Below are 21,482 nucleotides of genomic sequence, written 5' to 3' on the forward strand. Positions count from 1 at the left end.
TTGAATAAAGTAAACCTAGTCTATTATTGGTCTCCACATATAAATCAACAAGTAGCAACTGTTAAGGCAGTTAGAAACTCAATACTATCAATTAAAAAATTTGGAAATAAAAAATATAAGCCAATACTGATCAATGTTTTTGGTGAATGGAACGATCAAAAAGAAGATTTAAATAAAAAAGGAATTGATTTTGTAGATCTATTAAATTTAAATATAAAACTTCCAATAAATGGTTTTTTAAAAAGCAGAATTTTTTATATTCTAATAAGTTTGCTATCAATACCAAAACTAATTTTTTTAATAAAAAAAAATAAACCAAATTTTGTTATCGGTCACCTTATAGTTTTTCCTATTTTATTTGTTAGCCATTTTTTTAAGCATAATAGTTGTAAATTTATCTTAAGAATTTCTGGTCTCCCAAAATTAAATTGGTTTAGAAAATATTATTGGAAATTGTTATCTAAAAAACTCTATTGTATTACTACACCAACCTACTCAACAAAATTATTAATAGAAAATAAAAAAATTTTTAGAAATAAAAAAATTTTAGTCTTAGAAGATCCAATTTTCATTATGAAAGATATTGCAATAGCAAAAATGAAAGAACACAAATACAAAAATATTAGTGAAAAAAATATAATTTCTGTTGGAAGACTAACTGAACAAAAAAATTTTGGCTTACTAATCTCAGGAATTATAAAACTCTACACAAAACACCCTGACTTAAAATTAATAATTCTCGGTTCTGGCGAAAAAAAAGATGAATTAAATAAAATGATCATTAACAACCTGCCAGACAATATAGTAAAAATTATTCCTTATACATTAAACATTAATCATTTTTATACAAAATCAAATTTTTTTATTTCTACTGCTTTGTGGGAGGATCCTGGGTTTGCCATTTTAGAAGCTGCCATGCATAATTTAACAATTTTATCGAGTGATTGTTTAAATGGCCCAAAAGAGTTTCTAAATGAAAATAAAAGGGGGTATGGATTTATGAATGGAAATATTTTTGATTTCGTTAAAAATTTAAATTTAGTGTTAAGTTTAAAAGAAAATGATAAAGAAAATTTTAATAAAAAAATTTTAGCAAAAAAATATTGTAAAAAATTTACTATTTTCAATCATTATAAAAAGTTGGAAAAAATATTATTTTAGCAAAAAGAATTTATATATTCTAAATAATTATTTAAATTTTTATCAAAATCGTATCTTTTAAGACCTTCATAACATAATTTTATTTTATTTTTGTTATTTCGTTTTTGTGATTTTATTAATAAATTTGAAAGTTTTTTGTAGTCCCCAACCTTAAAAAGATTTCCAAATTTTCCATCAGACAGTATTTCCCTTGGACCAGTCGAGCAATTGGAGGATATGATAAATTTTTTCATTGCTGCAGCTTCTAGCAGTACATTTGGTAAGCCTTCATATTTTGAAGATAATAAAAAAATATCTGCTTGTTTGATATATGGATAAGGATTTTTCTTATAATCTAAAAGAGTAATTTCATTTTGCAAATCATTTTTATCTATAAAGTTTTTCAATTTATTTTTTAAAGCTCCCTTACCAATTATAACAACCTCAAACGAATCAATTTTAAATTTATCTTTCATATATTTTATAGATTTTAAAATAGTAATTTGATCTTTTTGATCAACAAAGCGTCCAACATTAATTAATCTAGTTTTTTTTTGTATGGAAAATATTCTAGGAACCTTTTTTTTTGACAATTTTTGTATATTTTCTTTATCCAGAGGGTTAAAAATACATTTACTTGATAATTGAAATTTTTTGTCAAATATTTTTTTAAAATCTTTACTATTGACTACTACGCCGTTTGCAAGTGATATAATTTTTTTAAATATCAAAAATTTAAATTTATTATTTGACCACCCTAAAGGTGATGAGTTAGCTCTAACTATAATTTTAATATTAAATAATTTTGCTATTAGAATTGCATAAATATTTGCCTGAAAAGAAAAAATTATCTTCTCTTTATTTGTACACAATAAAAAAAAAATAATTTAATTAAACAAAATAAATATTTAATATTTCTAGAGGTAAAATTTTCTACATTTATAAATGGAGTGACTAATTCTGTCTTTTTTAGTTTATTTTTATATTTTTTTCCTGAAGTTATTAAATATACTTTTTTAAGGTTATTAGAAAAATGTTTTGCTAAATAAAAAAGGTTTTTTTCAACACCTCCACCTTCAATAGAAGGTATAAAAATAATAATTTCTTTGTTTAACATTCATTTTTTACCTAACAAAAAAATATAAAAAGCGCTATAACTAATTATTAATGTGTCTAATTAGTGTTATAATACCTTTTTACAAAAAACATCAATTTATTGAAAAATCAGTTGACTCCGTTATTAACCAATTATTTAAAAATATAGAAATAATTATTATTCACGACGACCCAAGTGATATAGATTTTTCTTTAATTGAAAGAATTAAAAAAAAAGACAAAAGAATAAAAATAATTAGAAATACTAAAAATTTAGGAGCAGGTATAAGTAGAAATTTAGGAATTGCTGCTTCAAAGGGTGAGTATATTGCATTCCTAGATGCTGATGATATGTGGTATCCGGATAAATTAAAATTACAGATTGATTTTATGAAGTCAAATAATATTGAATTTTCTCATACTTCTTACGAGATAGTTAATGAGAATGGAAATATATTATCAGAAAGAATATCTCCAGCACAATTAGAATTTAATCAACTGGTTAAATCATGTGATATAGGTCTATCCTCAGTAATTCTAAAAAAAACTATTATAAAAAATTTTGAGTTTCCATCATTAAAAACGAAGGAAGATTATGTTTTTTGGTTAATGCTTTCTAAATCAGGAATTAAGATTTATTCATTAAATAAGACCTTAATGAAATGGAGAAAATTAGATAATTCTTTGTCTAACAATATTCTTCAAAAATTAATAGATGGATTCAGAGTTTATAATATATATTTAAAATATAATTTTATTCTATCTCTTAAATGTTTATTTATTTTATCTGTAAATTTTATTAAAAAAAAAAATAGATTATGAATTATTTAATAACTTTTTTAATAATACCAATAGTAATATTTTTAAATAAATATTTGATAAAAGAAAATATATTACTAAATGATACAGGTAATAAACATCAAAAATTTTCAATAATAAAGAAAGTTCCTTTAATTGGAGGTTTTTTTATTTTGATATTTATTTTTTTGTTTGAATTTAATATTTCTTTCAAGATATTAGCTCTATTAACCTTTTCTATTGGCTTATTTGCAGACCTAAATTTATTGAATTCTCCTAAAATAAGAATTTTGCTTCAATCTTTTTTTATTTTTATTTTTTTATTTTATGCAGATGTGCGATTAGAAAATTTACGAATAAACTTTTTAGAAAATTTACTAAAAAATGGTTTATTCAATCAACTATTTTTAACTTTTTGCATAGTTGTAATCATTAATGGAACAAATTTTATAGATGGCATGAATGCAAATGTATTATTTTATTATTTTATAACTTTTTTTATTATTTTAAAACTAGACAGTAATTATAATTTATTTTTTTCACAAGAAGCTATTAATATGCTTATTCTGCTATTACTAATTCTAATAATTCTAAATTTATACTCAAAATTATTTATGGGCGATAGTGGTAGCTACTTAATAAGTCTTATGACAAGCTATTTCTTAATTAATCTATATTTGATGAATCAATTTATATCTCCATTTTTTATTGTTTTATTGTTGTGGTACCCTGCATATGAAAATTTATTTTCTATTATAAGAAAATTTAATTTGGGAAAATCTCCAATAGAACCTGATAACAATCATTTACATCACTTAATAATGAAATTTTTAAAAAATTATTTTAAGAGAAATACTTCTAATAACTTGACTAGTTTGATCATTAATAGCTTTAATTTTATCACAATATATCTAGGGTATATAAATATCAGAAATACACAAATACAAGTTCTATTAATTTTGTTCAATATTACCTTTTATAGTATTGTTTATTTTCGGTTGTATAAAATCAAAAAATAAAAAAATAACTTATACTAAAAATTATAATTTATAAAAATGCTTGTTAATTTTATTTACCTATTTATTGTTTCATTATCTTCGATTGGTTTTGGAGCTATTATCTTAAAAAAAACTAATATGGCAAATGATGAATTCTATAATTATGGAATTTTTGGTTTCGTAGGTCTTTTTTTTTTAAATTTAAGTTCGTATTCTTTTAGTTTGATAGGTCAGATCAATTCATCAATAAATTTATTAATTATATTTTTAGGTATTTTTTTTTTATAATAAACTTTAAAAAAATAAATATTAAATTTTTTTATTTATATGGTTTAATTTTTATTTTAATATTTTTTGCGATCTTGGTAGGTAAACCTCATGATGATTTTCACTATTACCATTTCCCATATATTCACTATTTAATCAATTCTGATTTTATTTTTGGTATAGGGCATTTAAATCATGGATTTAGAACACCATCTTCCATTTTTTATTTAAATGCAATTATGTTTAATAAATTTACGGGATATGGAACCTTTCATTTTGGAGCTGCATTATATCTATTATTTGCAAATTTATATGTAATCGAGAAAATAAAATTTTATTTAGGAAAAAATAAAAATTTTATTATATTTTTAATATCAATTTTTATTTTCTCTAACATTTTTTTTTATAGAATTGGTGAACACGGAACAGATCGTTCAGCACAAATATTATCATTAATTTTTATTTTTGAAATTTTTGTTCTTTTTAATCTGAAAGAAAATATTAATGAAAGAATTAAAATAATGTTAATTTTACTTGGGTTAATAATATCCCTCAAGGCTTTTTACGTATTATTTTTTATTTTTCCTATAATAATAATGGGACATTTATTTTTTTCTTTAAAAAAAAAATTTCATGAAATTATAAAAATAATTTTTTTAAACTTTTACTTTATTTTATTTATAGTTAATTTTTTATTAATATTATGTATCAATTTTATTAATACTGGATGTTTTATTTACCCTGTGGGACTTTCATGTATTAACGATCTCCCATGGTCAATAGGCACTACAGAAGCTGATAAAATGAAAAATTGGTATGAGCTATGGTCCAAAGGTGGAGCAACGCCCGATATGAGAGTATCCAATCCAACGGAATATTTGCAGCAATTTAATTGGGTGAACAACTGGTTTAAAATTTACTTTTTTAATAAAGTAAGTGATTTTATTCTAGGCCTGACTTTAACTTTCGTAATTATTTTTTTTACATTCAAGTTAAATTTTAAACTTACGACGTATAAATTTAATGCTTTAATAATATGTTTGGTAATTTTGATACTTGAATGGTTTTTTAATCATCCCGCACTTAGATATGGTGGCTATAGCCTCTTTGCTGCAATATTTTTTATTTACTTATCTTCATTAAGTTTTAAAAAATATTCAACACGTAAAAATTTTAAAAGAGGTATTAATTTAATGATTTTATTAGCTTTAGTTGTATTTTTAAGTAGAAATATAAATAGAGTTAATAAGGAGATTTCACAATATAATTATAATCCATTTATAGAGTTTAAATACTTAATAACAAATCATGACTTTAGAATTTTTAAAAAAATTAATCAATTAAAAGAAAGCTTAAATTGTAAAAAAATAAATAATAGCAAAAATTCTTGTAAAAAATTTGAAGTTCAAATTAATAATTTAATATTAAATAAACTATTTATATCTAGAGATGATTAAAAAATTAACATTATTTATTATTTCAATTTTTGATTATTTTTATCAAAAGAAAATAATTAACTTTCTTAAAAAAAAAAACTTCATTATTGATATAATTGTAGATGTTGGAGCACATAAAGGTGAAACAATTAAGTTATTTTTAAAACATTTTAAACCAAAAAAAATTATTTCATTTGAAGCAAGTCCTAAAAATTTTTCAAAATTAAATAAAAAGATTAACAGAATTAGGCAAAGATTTCCTAAAACGAAAATTATTATAGAAAACATAGGCCTGGGTGAGTTTAAAAAATCTCTTCAATTTAAACAAGTAAATGAAAGCTCATCATCAACTTTTGCAAAAATAAATTTTGACTCTAATTATTATAAAAAAAAAAAATTTATTTAGGAATTAAAGAAAATAAAGATTATTTTAAAGCTGAGACTATCGAAGTAATACCCTTAGCTAGTTATTTAATTGACAGAAATATTGATGCAATATCTATTCTAAAAATAGATACAGAAGGATATGAATATGAAATTCTTAGAGGTTTAGATAATGAATTTTCAAAAATAAAGCTTATTTTTTTTGAGCATCATTATGAAAACATGATCAGTAAAAGTTATACCTTCACAGATATAAATCGACTTCTAGTTTCAAAAAATTTCCAAATGATTTTTAAAAGTAAAATGCCATTTAGAAAAACATTTGAATACATATATGTAAATAAAATAAATTTATGAAGGCCAGTATAATTGTTATAAATTATAACTCTGAGAAATATATTGAGGAATGCCTGAACTCATTAATTAATCAGTCATATGATAATATTGAAATTATCTTTTTTGATGATTGTTCGACAGATAAGTCGCTCCAAGTAGTTAAACAATTTCAAAACATAAAAATTTTGAAAAATACAAGTGAAAAAAGAACAAAATATGGGAGCTTTAATCAAATGTTTGGTTTAAGAGAATCTTATAAAGCAAGCAAGGGAGATATAATTTTTACACTTGATAGTGATGACTTTTATAATTTAGATAAAGTTAAGTCCGTGATGAGAGTATTTAAGAGTACTAGTAAAAAAATTATTGTGGATATGCCAACAATTATCGCAAATGATAAAAAATATTTAATGCAAAATAGAAATTTAAGTAAAATATCTATACTTAATCATTTTAATTTTTTTCCTCAGCAAAGTTGTTTTTCATTTAGACGAGAAGTATTTGCTAATTTATTAAAAGATGTTTTTTTTTTAAAATACCCAAATGTTTGGTTTGATTTTAGAGCATCAATATATGGCAATTATATCATTAATGACTTTAGTATTTTAGATGAGTATCTAACATATTATAGAAAAACACAAAATAATGTATCGTCTAATTTTAATAAATTTTCAGACGAGTGGTGGGCTAGACGTTTAGAATACCATCACTATGAAAAAGAATATTTAAAAAATAAAGATATAAAGATAAATACTAATATAGATTTTTATATTACAAAATTTATGAACTATTTAAAAAATGATTAAAAAGAAAAAAAATAAAATAGAATTTATTATAGTATTATTAATCCTATTCGTTTTTGTATTTATATTTGAAATACCTAGAAAATTTTTTAATATTTCACGACTTACATATGATGAAAGATTAAATATAAGTTATGATTTTTGTTCAGATCGGTCAGTTGGATTTATAAATTATGTAAAAAATAAACATGATATTAAAAATAGTGTAAATTTTATAAAATACACAGGTGTTAGAAATCCAAATTGGATTTTTTTTGATAGATCAAGTAAACAAGAAGATGAATATCATATTTTATTAAATTATAATAACGATAATGAAATATTTTTAGAAAGAATTAATAAAAATACTTTTAGATACAAGTTTGATCCAAAATATAATCATAGAATCTTTAAAAAAATTGTTATAGAGAATTTAGAGAATTTAGACAATTATGAAATATCTATTCATAATAATTTAATTATCCCCAAAGATACAGTTATCAGCAAATTAAATTCCAAAACAATAAAATCCAATGCTGAAATTTATTTAAATGAGTCCAACAATAAAATGATGCAATCTCAGCAAAAACAAGAAAAAAATATAACCATCAAAATTAAAAATAATCAAAATAAAATAAATGATGATCTAAAAATTAAATTTAAATTAGAACATATATATAAAATTAAAGATTATGAAATAATTGAAAAAATTAACAATTGTTATTTGGTTGCAAAGAAATGATTGAAATATTCAATATATTTATTTTTGTTCTTTTAGTTTCACTTTTAATCTTGCCAAACAAATCTATTCTGGTTAGCTTAAATAAAGGCAATACAAGATATTCAACCTTCGAAATTTCGTCGCTAAACCTCTTATTGATATTAAATATCATTTGGTTTTCTTCAGTGATAGATATTAGAAAAATATATACTTTTTTAGTTATTTTATCTTTTTTAACAATTAATTTAACAATATTTCTGCATGATCTAAATAAAAAAAATTTATTTAAAAATGAAAGTGTAAGCTATTTATTAATTTTTATTATTACTTTTTTGATATCCATAATAATTGCTCATGATTTATTTTTTAGTCATGATGTAAGACTTTTTTGGTTTGAGAAAACGATAATGTTTTATAATGATTTATTTGTAACAAGTGATGATACAATAAAACCTGAATATCCGCATTTTGGAACCTACTTGTGGGCCTTTTTATGGAAATTTAGTTTTTTAGATTATGAATATTTTGGGAGAATTTTTTACACATTTATCTATACATTCTCAATTTATTTTTTAATCAATAAAATTAAATTCAAAAAAAATTTTATTAAATATTTCATATTTATCCTTATAATTCTTTTGAATTTTAAGATGAAGTGGTTTGATGGGAGGCAAGATATATTAATATTTAGTTTTAATTTATTTGTTTTTGCTTTCTTGCATGAGTTAATTTTTAATAAATCAAAACAAACAATCCACGCAATTGGATTTTTATTAACCATCAATCTTCTATTATGGACAAAAAATGAGGCTATGCTTTATATTTTTTCATATTTTATTGCTATCTTGTATTATATTAAAGGTTCTAGAAGATTTGTCATATTATCAATTATTATTTGTTTACTATCAATTAAATTTATTTTTTATGAATTTCATAACATCGAAGCGCACTTAAATAGAGATACCTTTCCATCTCCTTCTAATTTTTTTACTTATATTTTAAGTTTAGATTTGCAAGAAAGAGTTCCCCAGGTGTTTTTTTGGTACATTGTTGGAATTATTAGAAACCCGATTTTGTTATTATCTATTATATTTTTGTTTTTTATTTTTTTAGAAAATAAAAAATATTTTATGAAACACTTATATTTATTTTATATTTATTTGATAATTTCTATTGGAATTTTCTTTGTTTATACAATATCAACTTATGATTTCCCTTTTCACATGATAGGATCTTTTGGCAGGGTTTTTCTTCAATTTTCAATGATTTTTTTAATTCCCGTATTAAAATTTTTTGAATATAAAAAAATGATTTAACTATTTATGAAAAAAATTTTAATAATTGGAAAAAGAGGCCTTATAGGCAATTATTTAAACAAACTCTTATCATTAGATTATAATATAAAATTAATCAGTTTTTCTAATTTCACTAGACTCAAAGATAATGAGCTAAGAAATTTTAGATTTGTTATTAACTGCTCTCTAAATAAAAAATATATTTCCAATAAATACAATCTTAAACATGATAATGATCTATTTATCTCAAAAAAAATAGCAAAATTAGATATAATTCAAATTATGCTAAGCACAAGAAAAGTTTACAAACCAAGAGCCAACATAAAAGAAAATTCAAAAACACTAGGTATTGATTTTTATGGTAGAAATAAAATTATTACAGAAAATAAATGTAAAAAAATTAAAAATAATTTTTTGATATTAAGAATATCCAATATACTAATTAGCTTGGAAAATAAAAAAAATCGTTTACATAAAACTTTTTTAGAACATTTTAAAGATTATCTCACAAAAGACAATTTTCTTATAAATAGAAATTGTTTTAAAGATTTCATTACCATAAAACAATTTTCAAAAATAATCTGTTTAATAGTGTCCAGAGATCTTAAGAGAGGAATTTTTAACGTATCTTTAAACCACAAAATCTACACTTATGAAATATTGAATTGGTTGACTAAATTTAAAAAAGATAAAATAAAAATTATATATACTAAACAAAAAAATAAAGATTCGTTCACTTTAAATAACGATAAATTATGTGGAAAATTAGATCTTAAACTTAAAAAAATTGATGTTAAAAACTATTGTTATGAGTTAAGTAGTAAGTACTTTAGATGAAAAAAAAAAAGCTTTAATATTTGGAATTACAGGACAAGATGGCTCTTATCTTGCTAGTTTTTTACTTAAAAAAAATTATATAGTTCACGGTGTAAAAAGAAGGTCTTCCTCATTTAACACCGGTAGATTAGATCACCTTTATCAAGACCCTCATGAAAAAAATAGAAAACTTATTTTACATTATGGTGATATTACTGATGCTATATCAGTATCATCCTTAATAAAAAATATTAAACCTGATGAAATTTATAATCTAGCAGCACAATCACATGTTGCTGTTTCTTTTGAGGTTCCAGAATATACTGCCAATGCTGATGGAATTGGAGCTTTAAGAATATTAGAAGCAATTAAATTTCATGGATTTGAAAATAAAACAAAATTTTATCAAGCAGGAACATCGGAGATGTTTGGTAAAGTTGTTGAAATACCACAAACTGAAAAAACCCCATTTTATCCAAGGAGCCCTTATGGTGTTGCAAAAGTTTATGCGCATTGGATAACAGTGAATTATAGAGAGGCTTACAAAATTTTTGCTTGTAATGGTATCTTATTTAATCATGAAAGCCCCGTTAGAGGTGAAACTTTTGTCACTAAAAAAATAGTTATGGCTCTATGTAAAATAAAATTAGGTAAACAAAAAAAATTGTTTTTAGGTAATTTAGATGCCAAAAGAGATTGGGGTCATGCAAAAGATTATGTAGAAGCAATGTGGAGGATGTTACAAAATAAGACTCCCAAAGATTATGTAATTTCTACTGGTAAGCAATATTCAGTAAGAAATTTTGTAAATTTGTCATTAAAGGAACTTAATATAAAATATCATTGGAAAGGTAAGGGCATTAATGAAAAATGTTATGATGATAAAGGTAACTCTATAATTGAGTGTGATAGAGAATATTTTAGACCTCTTGAAGTTGATACATTGCTTGGAGACTCGAGGAAGGCAAGAAAAGAATTAAATTGGAAGCCAAAACATAATATTACCAGTTTGGTTAAAGAAATGATAAGTGTTGAGCTTAACAACTTGAATAAAGTTTAAACATAATGCTCAAAAAAATTCAAAGATATATATTGCTGGTCATATTGGATTAGTCAGATTATCAGTTTATAATTTACTTTTGAGTCGTGGCTACAAAAATATATTATGCAAAAGAAAAAGAGCGCTTAATCAAGAAGTGAATTACTTTCTTCTTCTGCTGGAATAATTAATGAAAGTTCCATCATGATCTTTTTATAGATTAATTTATAGATAATGTTAAATTATTTAATAAATGCCAAAAATTATTATTGTTACTGGTGGAGCAGGTTTTGTGGGTTCAAATCTCATAAATGTCATGTTAGAAAAAACAAAATTGAGACTAATAAGCATAGATAACTATTCTTCAGGAAGTAAAAAAAATCATATTAAGAGTCCAAGAGTAAAATATATTAATGGTGATACTAAAAATATTTCCAAGATTTTAAATCCTTATAAAAAAGATATTAATTCTATTTTTCATTTTGGTGAATTTTCAAGAATATATCAAAGCTTCTTAAAGATGAAAGAGTGCATCAATTCTAATACAATTGGTTCAAATGAGGTATTTAATTTTTGTCTCTCCAATAAAATAAAACTTATATATTCAGCAACATCAGCCAGTATTGGAAATAAAGGAGTTGATAAAAATTTATCTCCATACGCATTTACTAAAGCTAAAAATTTAGAATTATTAGATAACCTCAAAAAATGGTTTAATTTTAAATTTGAGGTAATTTATTTTTATAATGTTTATGGGCCAGGGCAAATAAGTAAAGGTCCTATGGCTACAGTGATAGGAATATTTGAAGATCAGTTTAGAAAAAAAATACCATTAACAGTGGTAAGTCCTGGTTCTCAATCTAGAAGATTCACACATATTAATGATACAATTAAAGCATGCTATTATGCTTGGAAAAAAAATGAATGTAAGCATTACAGTATATCTAATAGAAAAAGCTATACGATTTTTGAAGTAGCAAAATTATTTAATACTAAAATTAAACTTCTTCCAAGTAGAAAAGGTGAAAGATACGCTTCTGCTTTAACGAGTATGAATTTATCTAATAAAGTTAACAAAATGTTTGGAAAAATTAATCTTAAGAACTACATAGCAAATATTGTCAAAAACTCATAAAAAAGACTATAATTCTTTAGTTTACAATATATCTAATTTAGGTATAACAATTCCGCCGGTGATTATTGCGAAGGGGTAATACCCGATCCCATTCCGAACTCGGAAGTCAAGCCCTTCAGCGCCAATGGTACTTTGTCTTAAGACACGGAAGAGTAGGACATTGCCGGCTATAAAAAAATATTATGAAAATTAAAAGCTCGTTAAAATCATTAAAGAAAAGAGACCTTAATTCTAAGCTAGTTAGAAGAAGAGGAAGAGTTTACATAATTAATAAAACAAACCCAAAATTCAAAGCAAGACAGAAGTAATTTTTATGGATAATCGAGACCATAAGAATACCTGGAATAATTTCACAAAGTTTGTGTTGTGGGGAACTGTCGCTGTTATAGGTGTTTTAGTTTTAATGGCAATATTCTTGCTGTAGAGTTCTCCTATGAGAATTGCTTCAATTTTAGAAAATCAATTAGTAGAAAAAAGAATTGCTATCACTCCTGAGATTGCAAAAAAATATATAGCTCTTGGTTTTGAAATTTCTATAGTTGAAAAATATGGTGAACACTTAGGATTTAAAGATAATGAATACAAAGAGTTAGGTGTTGAAATCTCTTTTAATGAAACAGAAATATTAGGTAAAGCTAATATTATTATTCAGTTAGGTTTATTATCGGATGAAAATCTTTTAAATTTAAAAGAAAACCAAACGCTCATTGGAGTATTCAATCCTTATGCTAATAAAGAAAAAATAGAAAATTTGTCTAAAAAAAATATTAATGTTTTTTCTTTAGAAATGTTACCAAGAATTACTAGAGCCCAATCAATGGATATTCTTTCTTCACAAGCTAACCTTGCTGGTTATAAAGCAGTAATAGAGTCGTTTGCAAATTTTGAAAAAGCAATACCCATGATGATGACAGCAGCTGGCACCATCCCAGCAGCAAAAGTATTGGTGGTTGGTGCAGGAGTGGCTGGTCTTCAAGCTATTGCAACAGCAAAAAGAATGGGTGCAATAGTTTTTGCAACAGATGTTAGAATGGCATCTAAAGAACAGGTTGAAAGTTTAGGGGGAAAATTTTTAACAGTTGAGGGGTCTGAAAATCTTGAGACTGAAGGTGGCTATGCAAAAGAAGCCTCTGAAGAATTTAAAAAAAAACAAGAAGATCTTTTAGCTGAAACTTTAAAGAAAATAGATATTGTAATATGTACAGCTTTGATACCAGGCAAAAAAGCTCCATTAATTATTAAAGGTTCCATGATTGATAATATGCAATCAGGCTCTGTTATTTATGATTTAGCAGCAATTCAAGGTGGTAATTCAGAGTTTACTGAAGCTGATAAAATTGTAGTTAAAAATGGAGTAAAAATTATGGGTGAAACAAATATTTTAAATAAGCTTCCCGTTTCAGCATCAAATCTATATTCAAAAAATGTGTTTAATTTTGTGTCAAATTTATATGATAAAGAAAATAATAAGATTAATATTAATTTAGAAGATGAGATAATTGAAAAAACTTTAATAAAATAGAATTATGGAAATAGACCCTTTTATATTTAGACTAAGCATATTTATTTTATCAATTTTTATTGGTTATTATGTTGTATGGAGTGTAACCCCATCTTTGCACACACCATTAATGTCAGTTACTAACGCGATATCATCAGTAATTATTGTTGGTGCTATAATTGCAGGGTTGGCCGGAAGTACAGACAATGTTTTTACAATCTCGAATATTCTTGGTTTTTTAGCAATTTCTCTTGCTGCCATTAACATATTTGGAGGATTTTTGGTCACTCAAAGAATGCTTCAAATGTATAAAAAAAAGAAGAAAGATAAATAATTATGTCAGCAAATTTATCAGCAATATTTTATTTAGTATCAGGAGTTCTATTTATATTGGCATTAAGAGGTCTGTCATCGCCAGAAACATCAAGACAGGGTAATTTTTTTGGAATTTTAGGGATGGTGATAGCTATCACTGTTACATTTTTATCGGTTGGAAATTTTTCTAGTGGGCTTATTTATGTACTGATTTTTTTATTAGTAGGAGGTCTTATAGGAGCATTCATTGCATATAAGATACCAATGACGGCTATGCCAGAGTTGGTAGCAGGATTTCATAGCTTAGTTGGACTATCAGCAGTTTTTGTTGCAATTTCAGCTTTCTTAAATCCAGAAGCATTTAACTTGGGATCAGTGGGTGCTATTAAACTTGCAAGTTTAATTGAAATGTCAATTGGAGCTGCAGTTGGTGCCATTACTTTCTCAGGTTCAATAATTGCTTTTTTAAAGCTTCAAGGAATAATGTCAGGGTCACCAATTACCTTTAAAGGTCAACATTTTCTCAACGCTTTATTATTAATTTCAATTCTAGTTTTAACTTACTTACTTTGCTCATCTCAATCATCTAACTTTTTTTGGATATTAATAGCAGTTTCATTTTTAATAGGATTTTTATTAATCATTCCAATTGGTGGAGCAGACATGCCTGTGGTGATTTCAATGTTAAATTCATACTCAGGTTGGGCTGCAGCAGGAATTGGTTTTACTTTAGAAAATACGGCATTAATTATAACAGGTGCCCTTGTTGGATCTTCAGGTGCAATTTTATCCTACATAATGTGCAAAGGTATGAACCGTTCTTTCTTTAATGTAATTTTAGGAGGATTTGGTGCAACAGAACAGTCTGCATCAACTGGAAATAAAGAACAAAGACCAGTTAAAAGTGGTAATGCTGAAGATGCAGCTTTCTTAATGAAAAATGCCTCATCAGTTATAATTGTTCCTGGTTATGGGATGGCAGTAGCTCAAGCACAACACGCACTAAGAGAGATGGTAGATACATTAAAGAAAAATGATATTAAAGTTACCTATGCAATTCATCCTGTTGCAGGAAGAATGCCAGGTCATATGAATGTATTGTTAGCAGAAGCAAACGTTCCATATGATGAAGTTTTCGAACTTGAAGAAATTAATAATGATTTTGCTAATGCAGATGTTGCATTTGTAATTGGGGCAAATGATGTAACCAATCCTGTTGCAAAAACAGATCCACAAAGCCCAATCTATGGAATGCCAGTTCTTGATGTTGAAAAATGTAAATCAGTATTATTTGTAAAGAGAAGTTTATCTCCTGGCTATGCTGGAATTGATAATGAATTATTTTACAAGGATAATACTCTAATGTTATTTGCAGATGCTAAAAAAATGACTGAGGATATAACTAAAAATCTTTAAAAATTAATGACAACAAAAATATTTTGTGACATTGCAGAATTAGATTTAATAAAGAAGTTCAATAAGAAAAAGATAGTTAAAGGCTTTACAACTAATCCTAGCTTAATGAGAAAAGCTGGAGCAAAAGATTATAAATCCTATTCAAAGAAAATATTAAAAATTTGCAATAATAAACCTGTTTCATTAGAGGTATTTGCTGACGAATACAAAGAGATGAAAAAACAAGCTCTTCAGATTAATAACTGGGGAAAGAATGTTTACGTAAAAGTTCCAGTTGCAAACTCCAAAGGTATTTTTATGGGTAAAATTATTAAAGAGCTTAACAATTTAGATATTAAGCTTAATATCACAGCAGTTTATAGTGCAAAGCAAACAGAAAAAATTCTAAAATTAATTAATAAGAAGACTAGAGTTATAATTTCAATATTTGCTGGTAGAGCAGCGGATACTGGTAAAGATCCAGTTCCAGAATTTAAAAAAAGTATAGCTTTAGCAAAAAAATTTAAAAATGTAGAGATCTTATGGGCAAGTGTAAGAGAACCATATAATTACTTGCAAGCAAAACAATTAGGTTGCCACATAATCACAATTCCACCTTCAATTATCGAAAAAATTGAAAAGTTTGGAAAATCTTTTGAACAATTAACGAAAGAGACTGTAAAAGCCTTTCTTTTAGATAGCAATAAATCAAAATTTAAAATCTAAAAAATATTAGTTTTAAAATAATAAATTTAAATTGTAACACTTTTTAGTATAATTAGGATATTAAATAAAAAATCAAATTAAAATATAAATTAACAAAAAAATTAAAGTTTTAATTGGCAGATGACTTATAATAATAATATTTTTGACTTATCATCTAAATACAAAAATTAATCAATCTTATGAAAAAAAAAAATACAAAAGAAACAGTATTTCTTTTTAGTGCAATTTTATTATGCTTTTTTTTTATTCAATTAATTATTTTGAAAAACTATAAAATATGGGATTTACTACTAGTTCCAATTGGAGATGTTCCTTATCATGATTTTTCATGTTTGCAAGACTGGACTAAATTAGAAAAATATTTTTATACAAGTTCTAATTTTTTATATTCTAGACATACTACTTGTATTTTAAGCTATCCAAGAATATGGATTTTAATTTCTAGTTTTTTTAAATTAGACATCAATACTAACTTTATTTTAGCAATAAGTTTTTTCATTACTATTTATTTTTTAATTTACCTTTTTTATATAAAAAAATTTAAATCGTATTTTTTTTTATATTTTTTTTTTAGTGGTTCAAGTTTATTACTTATAGAAAGAGGCAATAGTGATATAATAATTTTTATATTATTGACTATTTTGTTTAATATAAACCACAATTTAGTGAAATATTTTTTATTTATTATTACATCTTTTTTGAAATTATATCCTTTTTTTTCTATTTTATTTTTTTTTAAAACAGAAAAATTTTTAAAAATAATTATTTTAGTTTTATTTGTATTTTTTTATTTTTTAATATTTAAAGAGGATATAATTTTAAGTATAGCAAATACACCAAAAACTGGATATCTTAGCTATGGTAGTTGGGTAATTTATGCAAACTTAGCAAAGTACTTTAACATTAATTTACATTATTTTATAATATCTATTTTAATATCTTTATTTTCAATATTTTTTTATGTAATTTTTTTTAAAAAGTTTTTTAAAAAAAATATTGTTAAAATTGACAACTCATTTTATATAGGAACAGGTATATTTATATCTACTTTTTTGTTGTCTAGCAACTTTGACTACAGATTAGTTTTTTTATTTTTTTTAATACCCACTATTATAAAAATTCAAAATCAATGTATAAAGTTTATTTATCAAACATTAATAATTTTATCTTGCGAATTTTACCGCTTAGGTGAATTTTTTGGAATTTATGGAAAATTCATTAATCAATTATCTAAAACTGTATTATTAATATTAGTAATTAACTTGTTGTGTTATAGTATTGAAAAAAAATTACTTAAACTAATAAAATATGAAAAATAATATTATAGAGAAATCCTTAAGCAGTTTATTAGAAAATAAAAATTTTGAATTTGCCAATTTTAGTCATCCATTACTAAGCAATGGTTACTCAAAAGAAGATATAATAGAGGGATGTAAAGTTATGCTTTCAAAAAAAATAACTATGGGTTCAAAAACATCAAAATTTGAAAAATATTTTGCAAAAAAATTAAAGGTAAAATATGCTCTTATGGTTAACTCTGGATCATCAGCAAATTTACTATCTTTTTTTTGTTTAATAAATTTCTTAAAAAAAAATATGGTCAAAAAAAACTCAGAATGCATTATTCCAGCTTTATGTTGGTCTACAACATTATGGCCAATTATCCAGTCTGGTTTAAAACCAGTTTTTGCTGATGTTGATTTAGATACTTTTTGTATAAGTTATAAATCTTTACTAAAAAAAATTAATAAAAAAACAAAAGTAATCATTATTGTGAATGTTCTTGGAAACTGTCCTGACATATTCAAGATTAGAGCTTTAGCAAAAAAAAAAAATATCTACTTGATTGAAGATAATTGCGAGTCACTTGGCTCAAAAATAAGATCAAAATATCTTGGAACAATTGGGGATTTTGGAACTTTTTCATTTTATTACTCTCATCAAGTTACAGGGGGAGAGGGCGGTATGATTACCTGTAAATCTAAGGAGGATTATCAAATTTTAAAATCTTTGAGAGCTCATGGTTGGGATAGAGAGTTTTTTAAAAAAAAAGTTAAAGATTTTAATTTTATTAATCAAGGTTTTAATCTTCGACCTTTAGACGTTTCAGCAGCAATTGCTTTTAATCAGTTTAAAAGATTAGATAAAATGATTAAAATTAGATCAAAAAATAGAAATTTAATTATAAAAACTCTTAAATCTTCTACGAACTGGAATAATCAATTTTCTTTTTTTCAACCTAAAAAAAAATTAAAGCCAAGTTGGTTTGGTTTTCCTATTATTATAAATAATTCAAAAATTTATGATAAAAAAAAATATTTAGAATTCTTAAATAAAAAAAAAATAGAAACAAGACCAATTATAAGTGGAAATTTTGCTAACCAATCATCGGTTAAACTATATAGAATTAAGTTTAAAAAAAATGAGTTCACTAACGCTCAAAAAATTGAAGATGATGGTTTTTTTATTGGATTACCAACAACTCCTCTAAAAATTAAAGATGTAAAGAAATTATCAAACTTATTATTATCTATTGAGCTTTTCAAATGAAGGTTTGTGCTATAACTGGATCAACAGGAATTTTAGGAAAAAAAATAAAAAAAAACTTATCATATAAATTTTATGAATTTAAAGGAGATATAACATGTTTTAAAGATGTATATAAATGGATTCAAAGTAAAAATTTTGATTTATTAATCCATCTAGCTGCAATTGTTCCTACAAAAGAAGTGATTAAAGATTATCAACACGCTTACAATGTGAATGTATTGGGAACAAAAAATATTATAAACAGTCTAAAAAAAAAAGAGAAACCGAAGTGGGTTTTTTTTGCATCATCAAGTCATGTATATCAGGTTAAGACTAAAAAAATTTTACTTGATGAGAGTTCTAAAGTGCGCCCATATTCTACATATGGTTTAACTAAAAAATTAGCCGAAATTCAAATAAAGAAATTAAAAAATTTTGATATCAAATTTTGTATAGGAAGAATATTCAGTTTTACTGATAAGGCTCAAAAGATTCCATTCATTATTCCTTCAATAATTCAAAAAATAAAAAATTCTAAAAAAGATAAAGTAATATTTAAAAATCTTGATCATTATAGAGATTTTATTTCTACAAATGATATTTGTAAAATTATAGATAGGTTATATTGCACAAAATCAGAGGGAATATTTAATATTGGCAGTGGTCAAGCGATAAATCTTAAAACAATTGCAAATGTATTTGCAAAGAAATATAAAAAAAAAAATATTTTTGAAGATAACAAAAAAAAAACATACTTAATTTGCGATACAAGAAAAATTAGAAAAAAAAAAATTTTTTTAAAGAAATTTAAAAATAAAATTGATTATTTTTACAATTAAATGATTGCAATAATAATACCAACTTTTAATGAAAGAAGTAATATTTTTAGATTAATAAAGAAATTACTTAAAATAGATGATAATTTTAATATTTATATTATTGATGATACTAAGGAGTATCATCTTAAAGAAGAATTTAAGAAATTGAATAATGTTTATTATTTACATAGAAAAAATCAAAGAGGAAGAGGGTCTGCTGTTATCAATGGATTAAATATTGCATTAAAAAACAAAAAAAATGATATTTTTATTGAAATGGATGCTGATTTTTCTCATAGGCCAATTGAATTGAAAAAAAAAATTAAAAAATTTAAAAAAAAGAAATTAGATTTGTTAATAGCCAGTAGATATTTAAAAAAAAGTAAAATTTATAATTGGTCAACAGGTAGAAGATTGTTTTCTAGATTATCTAATTTTTTAGCTAGAATTTTACTAGATCTTAATGTCACAGACTATACTAATGGCTATCGAATATATTCAAAGCAAGCAACTAAAGTTATAGTTAAGTATTGTGGTAATATTGGTGATGGTTTTATAGTTTTATCAGAAATATTACTTCAAATAAAAATGAGAAAACTTAAAATTGCCGAGGATAATACTATTTTCAAAAATAGAAAAAGGGGTGAAAGCTCAGTCAATCTGTCTCTAATTTTAAGTTCCTTATTTGGAATATTTAAACTATTTTTTTTAAAAAAAAAATTAACAACTATTTAATGTTATTTGTTAAATATTTCTTATGAAGATCATAAAAAATTATATTATCAGAAAAATTTTAGTTTAATTGGTTGCGGGGGACGGATTTGAACCGCCGACCTTCAGGTTATGAGCCTGACGAGCTACCAGACTGCTCCACCCCGCGGTATATTTAAATTCTATTTTTAAGCTTATTAAGCTTTTTAACTCTTTTAATATTTTCTTGTAGAATTCTTTTTTTCTTTTCAGAAGGTTTTTCATAAACGCTTTTTAATTTTACTACTTTAAAAAAACCATCTCTTTGCAATTTTCTTTTAAGAACTCTAAGTGCTTGTTCAATATTGTTATCTTTAACTTCTATTTTCATAAATATTTTTTAAGAATGTTTAAGTACCATTATATAATTTTGGTGTCTATTAAAATTAATCAATGTTCGAAACTTCTCTTGTTAGTTTTGCCTTCTCTTTTTCTTTTTTTTCTCTTTTTATTCTTCTTTCAGCTTTTTCAATAGCCTCAATTAGATCCTTTTGAGAGAACAACCCTAATGCCACAGGGTCTTTAGGATTCAAATTATTATAATTCCAATAACTTTTATTTTTAATTGCAGTAACAGAAGCTTTTGTTATTCCAACTAGTTTTGCTATTTGTGAATCTTTTAATAAAGAATGGTGTTTAATTAACCATAAAGCTGAATCTGGTTTGTCTTGTCTTTTAGATAAAGGAATGTATTTTTTAATTTTTTTATCTTCAGTTGAAATTTCAATATCAGTATTTTTTATCTGTAATTCTTTATTTTCATCTTTTGAAGCTAACTCAATTTCTTCTCTAGTAAGTTGACCAGATATAATGGGGTTGTAAGCCATTATTCCTTTTGCAACTTCACCATCTGCGATACCTTGCACTTCAACCTCATGTAAATTACAGAACTTTGAAATTTGTTTGAAAGTAAGTGTTGTATTTTCTACTAACCAAACAGCAGTTGCCATTGGCATTAATGGTACGTTTGACATTTAATCTTTCTTTTCTGATCTGAAATTTTGGAATTTTTTATTGAATTTGCTCACACGACCCTTGTCCATCAATTTTTGTTTTCCACCTGTCCAAGCAGCATGAGATTTTGGATCGATTTCTAATTTTAAAACCTCTCCTTCTTTTCCCCAAGTTGATCTTGTCTCAAATTGAGTTCCATCAGTCATTTCTACTTTAATTGTGTGGTAGTCTGGGTGTATGTCTTTTTTCATA

27 protein-coding genes, 1 tRNA gene and 1 rRNA gene are annotated in these 21,482 nt (G+C 24.2%); 23 read left to right on the forward strand and 6 right to left on the reverse strand.

Annotated elements, in window-relative coordinates; all coding sequences use genetic code 11:
• On the forward strand, positions 1 to 1,161 hold the full coding sequence (locus AC5SLW_RS00830) for a glycosyltransferase (RefSeq protein WP_494575301.1): 1,161 nt from the start codon (positions 1 to 3) through the stop codon (positions 1,159 to 1,161).
• Here AC5SLW_RS00830 and AC5SLW_RS00835 read toward each other — a convergent pair.
• Both AC5SLW_RS00835 and AC5SLW_RS00840 read right to left on the reverse strand, forming a co-directional pair.
• On the reverse strand, positions 1,158 to 2,012 hold the full coding sequence (locus AC5SLW_RS00835; RefSeq protein ID WP_494575303.1) for a glycosyltransferase: 855 nt from the start codon (positions 2,010 to 2,012) through the stop codon (positions 1,158 to 1,160). The two genes, AC5SLW_RS00830 and AC5SLW_RS00835, sit on opposite strands and share 4 nt — an antisense overlap.
• Positions 1,988 to 2,257, reverse strand: coding sequence for a hypothetical protein (locus AC5SLW_RS00840; RefSeq protein WP_494575305.1), 270 nt, complete (start codon positions 2,255 to 2,257; stop codon positions 1,988 to 1,990). Before AC5SLW_RS00840 ends, AC5SLW_RS00835 begins: the two co-directional genes overlap by 25 nt.
• Positions 2,258 to 2,307: 50 nt before the next feature.
• On the opposite strand from AC5SLW_RS00840, the gene AC5SLW_RS00845 reads away from it, so the two are divergent.
• The 22 genes from AC5SLW_RS00845 to AC5SLW_RS00950 all read left to right on the forward strand — a co-directional run bounded on the left by AC5SLW_RS00845 (position 2,308) and on the right by AC5SLW_RS00950 (position 20,261).
• Entirely contained in the window at positions 2,308 to 3,057 is a 750-nt protein-coding gene (locus tag AC5SLW_RS00845; RefSeq protein WP_494575307.1) for a glycosyltransferase family 2 protein, read from the forward strand.
• Positions 3,054 to 4,052, forward strand: coding sequence for an MraY family glycosyltransferase (locus tag AC5SLW_RS00850; protein ID WP_494575309.1), 999 nt, complete (start codon positions 3,054 to 3,056; stop codon positions 4,050 to 4,052). Before AC5SLW_RS00845 ends, AC5SLW_RS00850 begins: the two co-directional genes overlap by 4 nt.
• A gap of 36 nt (positions 4,053 to 4,088) precedes the next feature.
• Positions 4,089 to 4,319 (forward strand): hypothetical protein, encoded by a 231-nt coding sequence (locus AC5SLW_RS00855; RefSeq protein WP_494575311.1) that lies wholly within the window; start codon positions 4,089 to 4,091, stop codon positions 4,317 to 4,319.
• A gap of 47 nt (positions 4,320 to 4,366) precedes the next feature.
• A complete protein-coding gene (locus AC5SLW_RS00860; protein WP_494575812.1) occupies positions 4,367 to 5,755 on the forward strand; it encodes a DUF8201 family protein in 1,389 nt (462 codons plus the stop codon).
• Positions 5,748 to 6,140: an FkbM family methyltransferase gene (locus AC5SLW_RS00865; protein WP_494575313.1), complete on the forward strand. Its 393-nt coding sequence runs from the start codon at positions 5,748 to 5,750 to the stop codon at positions 6,138 to 6,140. The genes AC5SLW_RS00860 and AC5SLW_RS00865 overlap by 8 nt, the downstream gene beginning before the upstream one ends.
• Before the next feature lie 2 nt (positions 6,141 to 6,142).
• Complete coding sequence (locus AC5SLW_RS00870; RefSeq protein ID WP_494575814.1) at positions 6,143 to 6,475, forward strand: FkbM family methyltransferase; 333 nt, start codon at positions 6,143 to 6,145, stop codon at positions 6,473 to 6,475.
• The gene (locus AC5SLW_RS00875; protein ID WP_494575315.1) at positions 6,472 to 7,260 is read left to right on the forward strand and encodes a glycosyltransferase family 2 protein; all 789 of its coding nucleotides are present in this window, start codon (positions 6,472 to 6,474) and stop codon (positions 7,258 to 7,260) included. Before AC5SLW_RS00870 ends, AC5SLW_RS00875 begins: the two co-directional genes overlap by 4 nt.
• Complete coding sequence (locus AC5SLW_RS00880) at positions 7,253 to 7,978, forward strand: hypothetical protein (RefSeq protein WP_494575317.1); 726 nt, start codon at positions 7,253 to 7,255, stop codon at positions 7,976 to 7,978. The genes AC5SLW_RS00875 and AC5SLW_RS00880 overlap by 8 nt, the downstream gene beginning before the upstream one ends.
• The gene (locus AC5SLW_RS00885; RefSeq protein ID WP_494575319.1) at positions 7,975 to 9,273 is read left to right on the forward strand and encodes a hypothetical protein; all 1,299 of its coding nucleotides are present in this window, start codon (positions 7,975 to 7,977) and stop codon (positions 9,271 to 9,273) included. The genes AC5SLW_RS00880 and AC5SLW_RS00885 overlap by 4 nt, the downstream gene beginning before the upstream one ends.
• 6 nt (positions 9,274 to 9,279) lie before the next feature.
• A complete protein-coding gene (locus AC5SLW_RS00890) occupies positions 9,280 to 10,089 on the forward strand; it encodes a Rossmann-fold NAD(P)-binding domain-containing protein (protein WP_494575321.1) in 810 nt (269 codons plus the stop codon).
• A gap of 16 nt (positions 10,090 to 10,105) precedes the next feature.
• Positions 10,106 to 11,128 (forward strand): GDP-mannose 4,6-dehydratase, encoded by a 1,023-nt coding sequence (gene gmd / locus AC5SLW_RS00895; protein ID WP_494575816.1) that lies wholly within the window; start codon positions 10,106 to 10,108, stop codon positions 11,126 to 11,128.
• A gap of 232 nt (positions 11,129 to 11,360) precedes the next feature.
• Positions 11,361 to 12,242, forward strand: coding sequence for an NAD-dependent epimerase/dehydratase family protein (locus AC5SLW_RS00900; protein WP_494575323.1), 882 nt, complete (start codon positions 11,361 to 11,363; stop codon positions 12,240 to 12,242).
• Between the two features lie 54 nt (positions 12,243 to 12,296).
• Positions 12,297 to 12,411 (forward strand): 5S ribosomal RNA (gene rrf, locus AC5SLW_RS00905).
• A gap of 13 nt (positions 12,412 to 12,424) precedes the next feature.
• Positions 12,425 to 12,550, forward strand: coding sequence for a type B 50S ribosomal protein L36 (ykgO, locus tag AC5SLW_RS00910; RefSeq protein WP_006997331.1), 126 nt, complete (start codon positions 12,425 to 12,427; stop codon positions 12,548 to 12,550).
• Between the two features lie 5 nt (positions 12,551 to 12,555).
• Complete coding sequence (locus AC5SLW_RS00915) at positions 12,556 to 12,666, forward strand: aa3-type cytochrome c oxidase subunit IV (RefSeq protein WP_494575325.1); 111 nt, start codon at positions 12,556 to 12,558, stop codon at positions 12,664 to 12,666.
• Positions 12,667 to 12,675: 9 nt separating this feature from the next.
• Positions 12,676 to 13,764 carry a Re/Si-specific NAD(P)(+) transhydrogenase subunit alpha gene (locus AC5SLW_RS00920; RefSeq protein ID WP_494575327.1) on the forward strand — a complete coding sequence of 363 codons (1,089 nt, stop codon included), beginning with the start codon at positions 12,676 to 12,678 and terminating at the stop codon, positions 13,762 to 13,764.
• 4 nt (positions 13,765 to 13,768) lie between these two features.
• A complete protein-coding gene (locus AC5SLW_RS00925) occupies positions 13,769 to 14,077 on the forward strand; it encodes a proton-translocating transhydrogenase family protein (RefSeq protein WP_020169127.1) in 309 nt (102 codons plus the stop codon).
• A gap of 2 nt (positions 14,078 to 14,079) precedes the next feature.
• A complete protein-coding gene (locus tag AC5SLW_RS00930) occupies positions 14,080 to 15,474 on the forward strand; it encodes an NAD(P)(+) transhydrogenase (Re/Si-specific) subunit beta (protein ID WP_020169128.1) in 1,395 nt (464 codons plus the stop codon).
• 6 nt (positions 15,475 to 15,480) lie between these two features.
• On the forward strand, positions 15,481 to 16,179 hold the full coding sequence (locus AC5SLW_RS00935; protein WP_494575330.1) for a transaldolase family protein: 699 nt from the start codon (positions 15,481 to 15,483) through the stop codon (positions 16,177 to 16,179).
• Between the two features lie 1,308 nt (positions 16,180 to 17,487).
• Complete coding sequence (locus AC5SLW_RS00940) at positions 17,488 to 18,729, forward strand: DegT/DnrJ/EryC1/StrS aminotransferase family protein (RefSeq protein WP_494575332.1); 1,242 nt, start codon at positions 17,488 to 17,490, stop codon at positions 18,727 to 18,729.
• Positions 18,726 to 19,547: an NAD-dependent epimerase/dehydratase family protein gene (locus AC5SLW_RS00945; RefSeq protein WP_494575334.1), complete on the forward strand. Its 822-nt coding sequence runs from the start codon at positions 18,726 to 18,728 to the stop codon at positions 19,545 to 19,547. The genes AC5SLW_RS00940 and AC5SLW_RS00945 overlap by 4 nt, the downstream gene beginning before the upstream one ends.
• Entirely contained in the window at positions 19,548 to 20,261 is a 714-nt protein-coding gene (locus AC5SLW_RS00950; RefSeq protein WP_494575336.1) for a glycosyltransferase, read from the forward strand.
• Between the two features lie 68 nt (positions 20,262 to 20,329).
• On the opposite strand, the gene AC5SLW_RS00955 is transcribed toward AC5SLW_RS00950, so the two are convergent.
• The 4 genes from AC5SLW_RS00955 to rpmE form a co-directional block, all read right to left on the reverse strand.
• Positions 20,330 to 20,406 (reverse strand) — tRNA-Met (locus AC5SLW_RS00955).
• Positions 20,407 to 20,412: 6 nt separating this feature from the next.
• Positions 20,413 to 20,607, reverse strand: coding sequence for a 30S ribosomal protein S21 (gene rpsU, locus AC5SLW_RS00960; RefSeq protein WP_006997326.1), 195 nt, complete (start codon positions 20,605 to 20,607; stop codon positions 20,413 to 20,415).
• A 55-nt stretch (positions 20,608 to 20,662) separates the two neighbouring features.
• Positions 20,663 to 21,250, reverse strand: a complete 588-nt coding sequence (locus tag AC5SLW_RS00965) for a DUF1013 domain-containing protein (protein WP_271625934.1) — start codon at positions 21,248 to 21,250, stop codon at positions 20,663 to 20,665.
• A complete protein-coding gene (gene rpmE, locus AC5SLW_RS00970; protein ID WP_006997324.1) occupies positions 21,251 to 21,481 on the reverse strand; it encodes a 50S ribosomal protein L31 in 231 nt (76 codons plus the stop codon).
• Position 21,482: the final 1 nt, after the last annotated feature.

The sequence above is a fragment of the Candidatus Pelagibacter sp. PS_40 genome (genome assembly GCF_059417765.1).

Coding starts and splice junctions, on each gene's coding strand:
- AC5SLW_RS00950 (WP_494575336.1), top strand. CDS start 19,548: ATGATTGCAATAATAATACCAACTTTTAATGAAAGAAGTAATATTTTT.
- rpmE (WP_006997324.1), bottom strand. CDS start 21,481: ATGAAAAAAGACATACACCCAGACTACCACACAATTAAAGTAGAAATG.
- AC5SLW_RS00920 (WP_494575327.1), top strand. CDS start 12,676: ATGAGAATTGCTTCAATTTTAGAAAATCAATTAGTAGAAAAAAGAATT.
- AC5SLW_RS00890 (WP_494575321.1), top strand. CDS start 9,280: ATGAAAAAAATTTTAATAATTGGAAAAAGAGGCCTTATAGGCAATTAT.
- rpsU (WP_006997326.1), bottom strand. CDS start 20,607: ATGAAAATAGAAGTTAAAGATAACAATATTGAACAAGCACTTAGAGTT.
- AC5SLW_RS00880 (WP_494575317.1), top strand. CDS start 7,253: ATGATTAAAAAGAAAAAAAATAAAATAGAATTTATTATAGTATTATTA.
- AC5SLW_RS00900 (WP_494575323.1), top strand. CDS start 11,361: ATGCCAAAAATTATTATTGTTACTGGTGGAGCAGGTTTTGTGGGTTCA.
- AC5SLW_RS00855 (WP_494575311.1), top strand. CDS start 4,089: ATGCTTGTTAATTTTATTTACCTATTTATTGTTTCATTATCTTCGATT.
- AC5SLW_RS00885 (WP_494575319.1), top strand. CDS start 7,975: ATGATTGAAATATTCAATATATTTATTTTTGTTCTTTTAGTTTCACTT.
- AC5SLW_RS00940 (WP_494575332.1), top strand. CDS start 17,488: ATGAAAAATAATATTATAGAGAAATCCTTAAGCAGTTTATTAGAAAAT.
- AC5SLW_RS00875 (WP_494575315.1), top strand. CDS start 6,472: ATGAAGGCCAGTATAATTGTTATAAATTATAACTCTGAGAAATATATT.
- ykgO (WP_006997331.1), top strand. CDS start 12,425: ATGAAAATTAAAAGCTCGTTAAAATCATTAAAGAAAAGAGACCTTAAT.
- AC5SLW_RS00840 (WP_494575305.1), bottom strand. CDS start 2,257: ATGTTAAACAAAGAAATTATTATTTTTATACCTTCTATTGAAGGTGGA.
- AC5SLW_RS00945 (WP_494575334.1), top strand. CDS start 18,726: ATGAAGGTTTGTGCTATAACTGGATCAACAGGAATTTTAGGAAAAAAA.
- AC5SLW_RS00865 (WP_494575313.1), top strand. CDS start 5,748: ATGATTAAAAAATTAACATTATTTATTATTTCAATTTTTGATTATTTT.
- AC5SLW_RS00915 (WP_494575325.1), top strand. CDS start 12,556: ATGGATAATCGAGACCATAAGAATACCTGGAATAATTTCACAAAGTTT.
- AC5SLW_RS00930 (WP_020169128.1), top strand. CDS start 14,080: ATGTCAGCAAATTTATCAGCAATATTTTATTTAGTATCAGGAGTTCTA.
- AC5SLW_RS00935 (WP_494575330.1), top strand. CDS start 15,481: ATGACAACAAAAATATTTTGTGACATTGCAGAATTAGATTTAATAAAG.
- AC5SLW_RS00845 (WP_494575307.1), top strand. CDS start 2,308: ATGTGTCTAATTAGTGTTATAATACCTTTTTACAAAAAACATCAATTT.
- AC5SLW_RS00925 (WP_020169127.1), top strand. CDS start 13,769: ATGGAAATAGACCCTTTTATATTTAGACTAAGCATATTTATTTTATCA.
- AC5SLW_RS00850 (WP_494575309.1), top strand. CDS start 3,054: ATGAATTATTTAATAACTTTTTTAATAATACCAATAGTAATATTTTTA.
- AC5SLW_RS00965 (WP_271625934.1), bottom strand. CDS start 21,250: ATGTCAAACGTACCATTAATGCCAATGGCAACTGCTGTTTGGTTAGTA.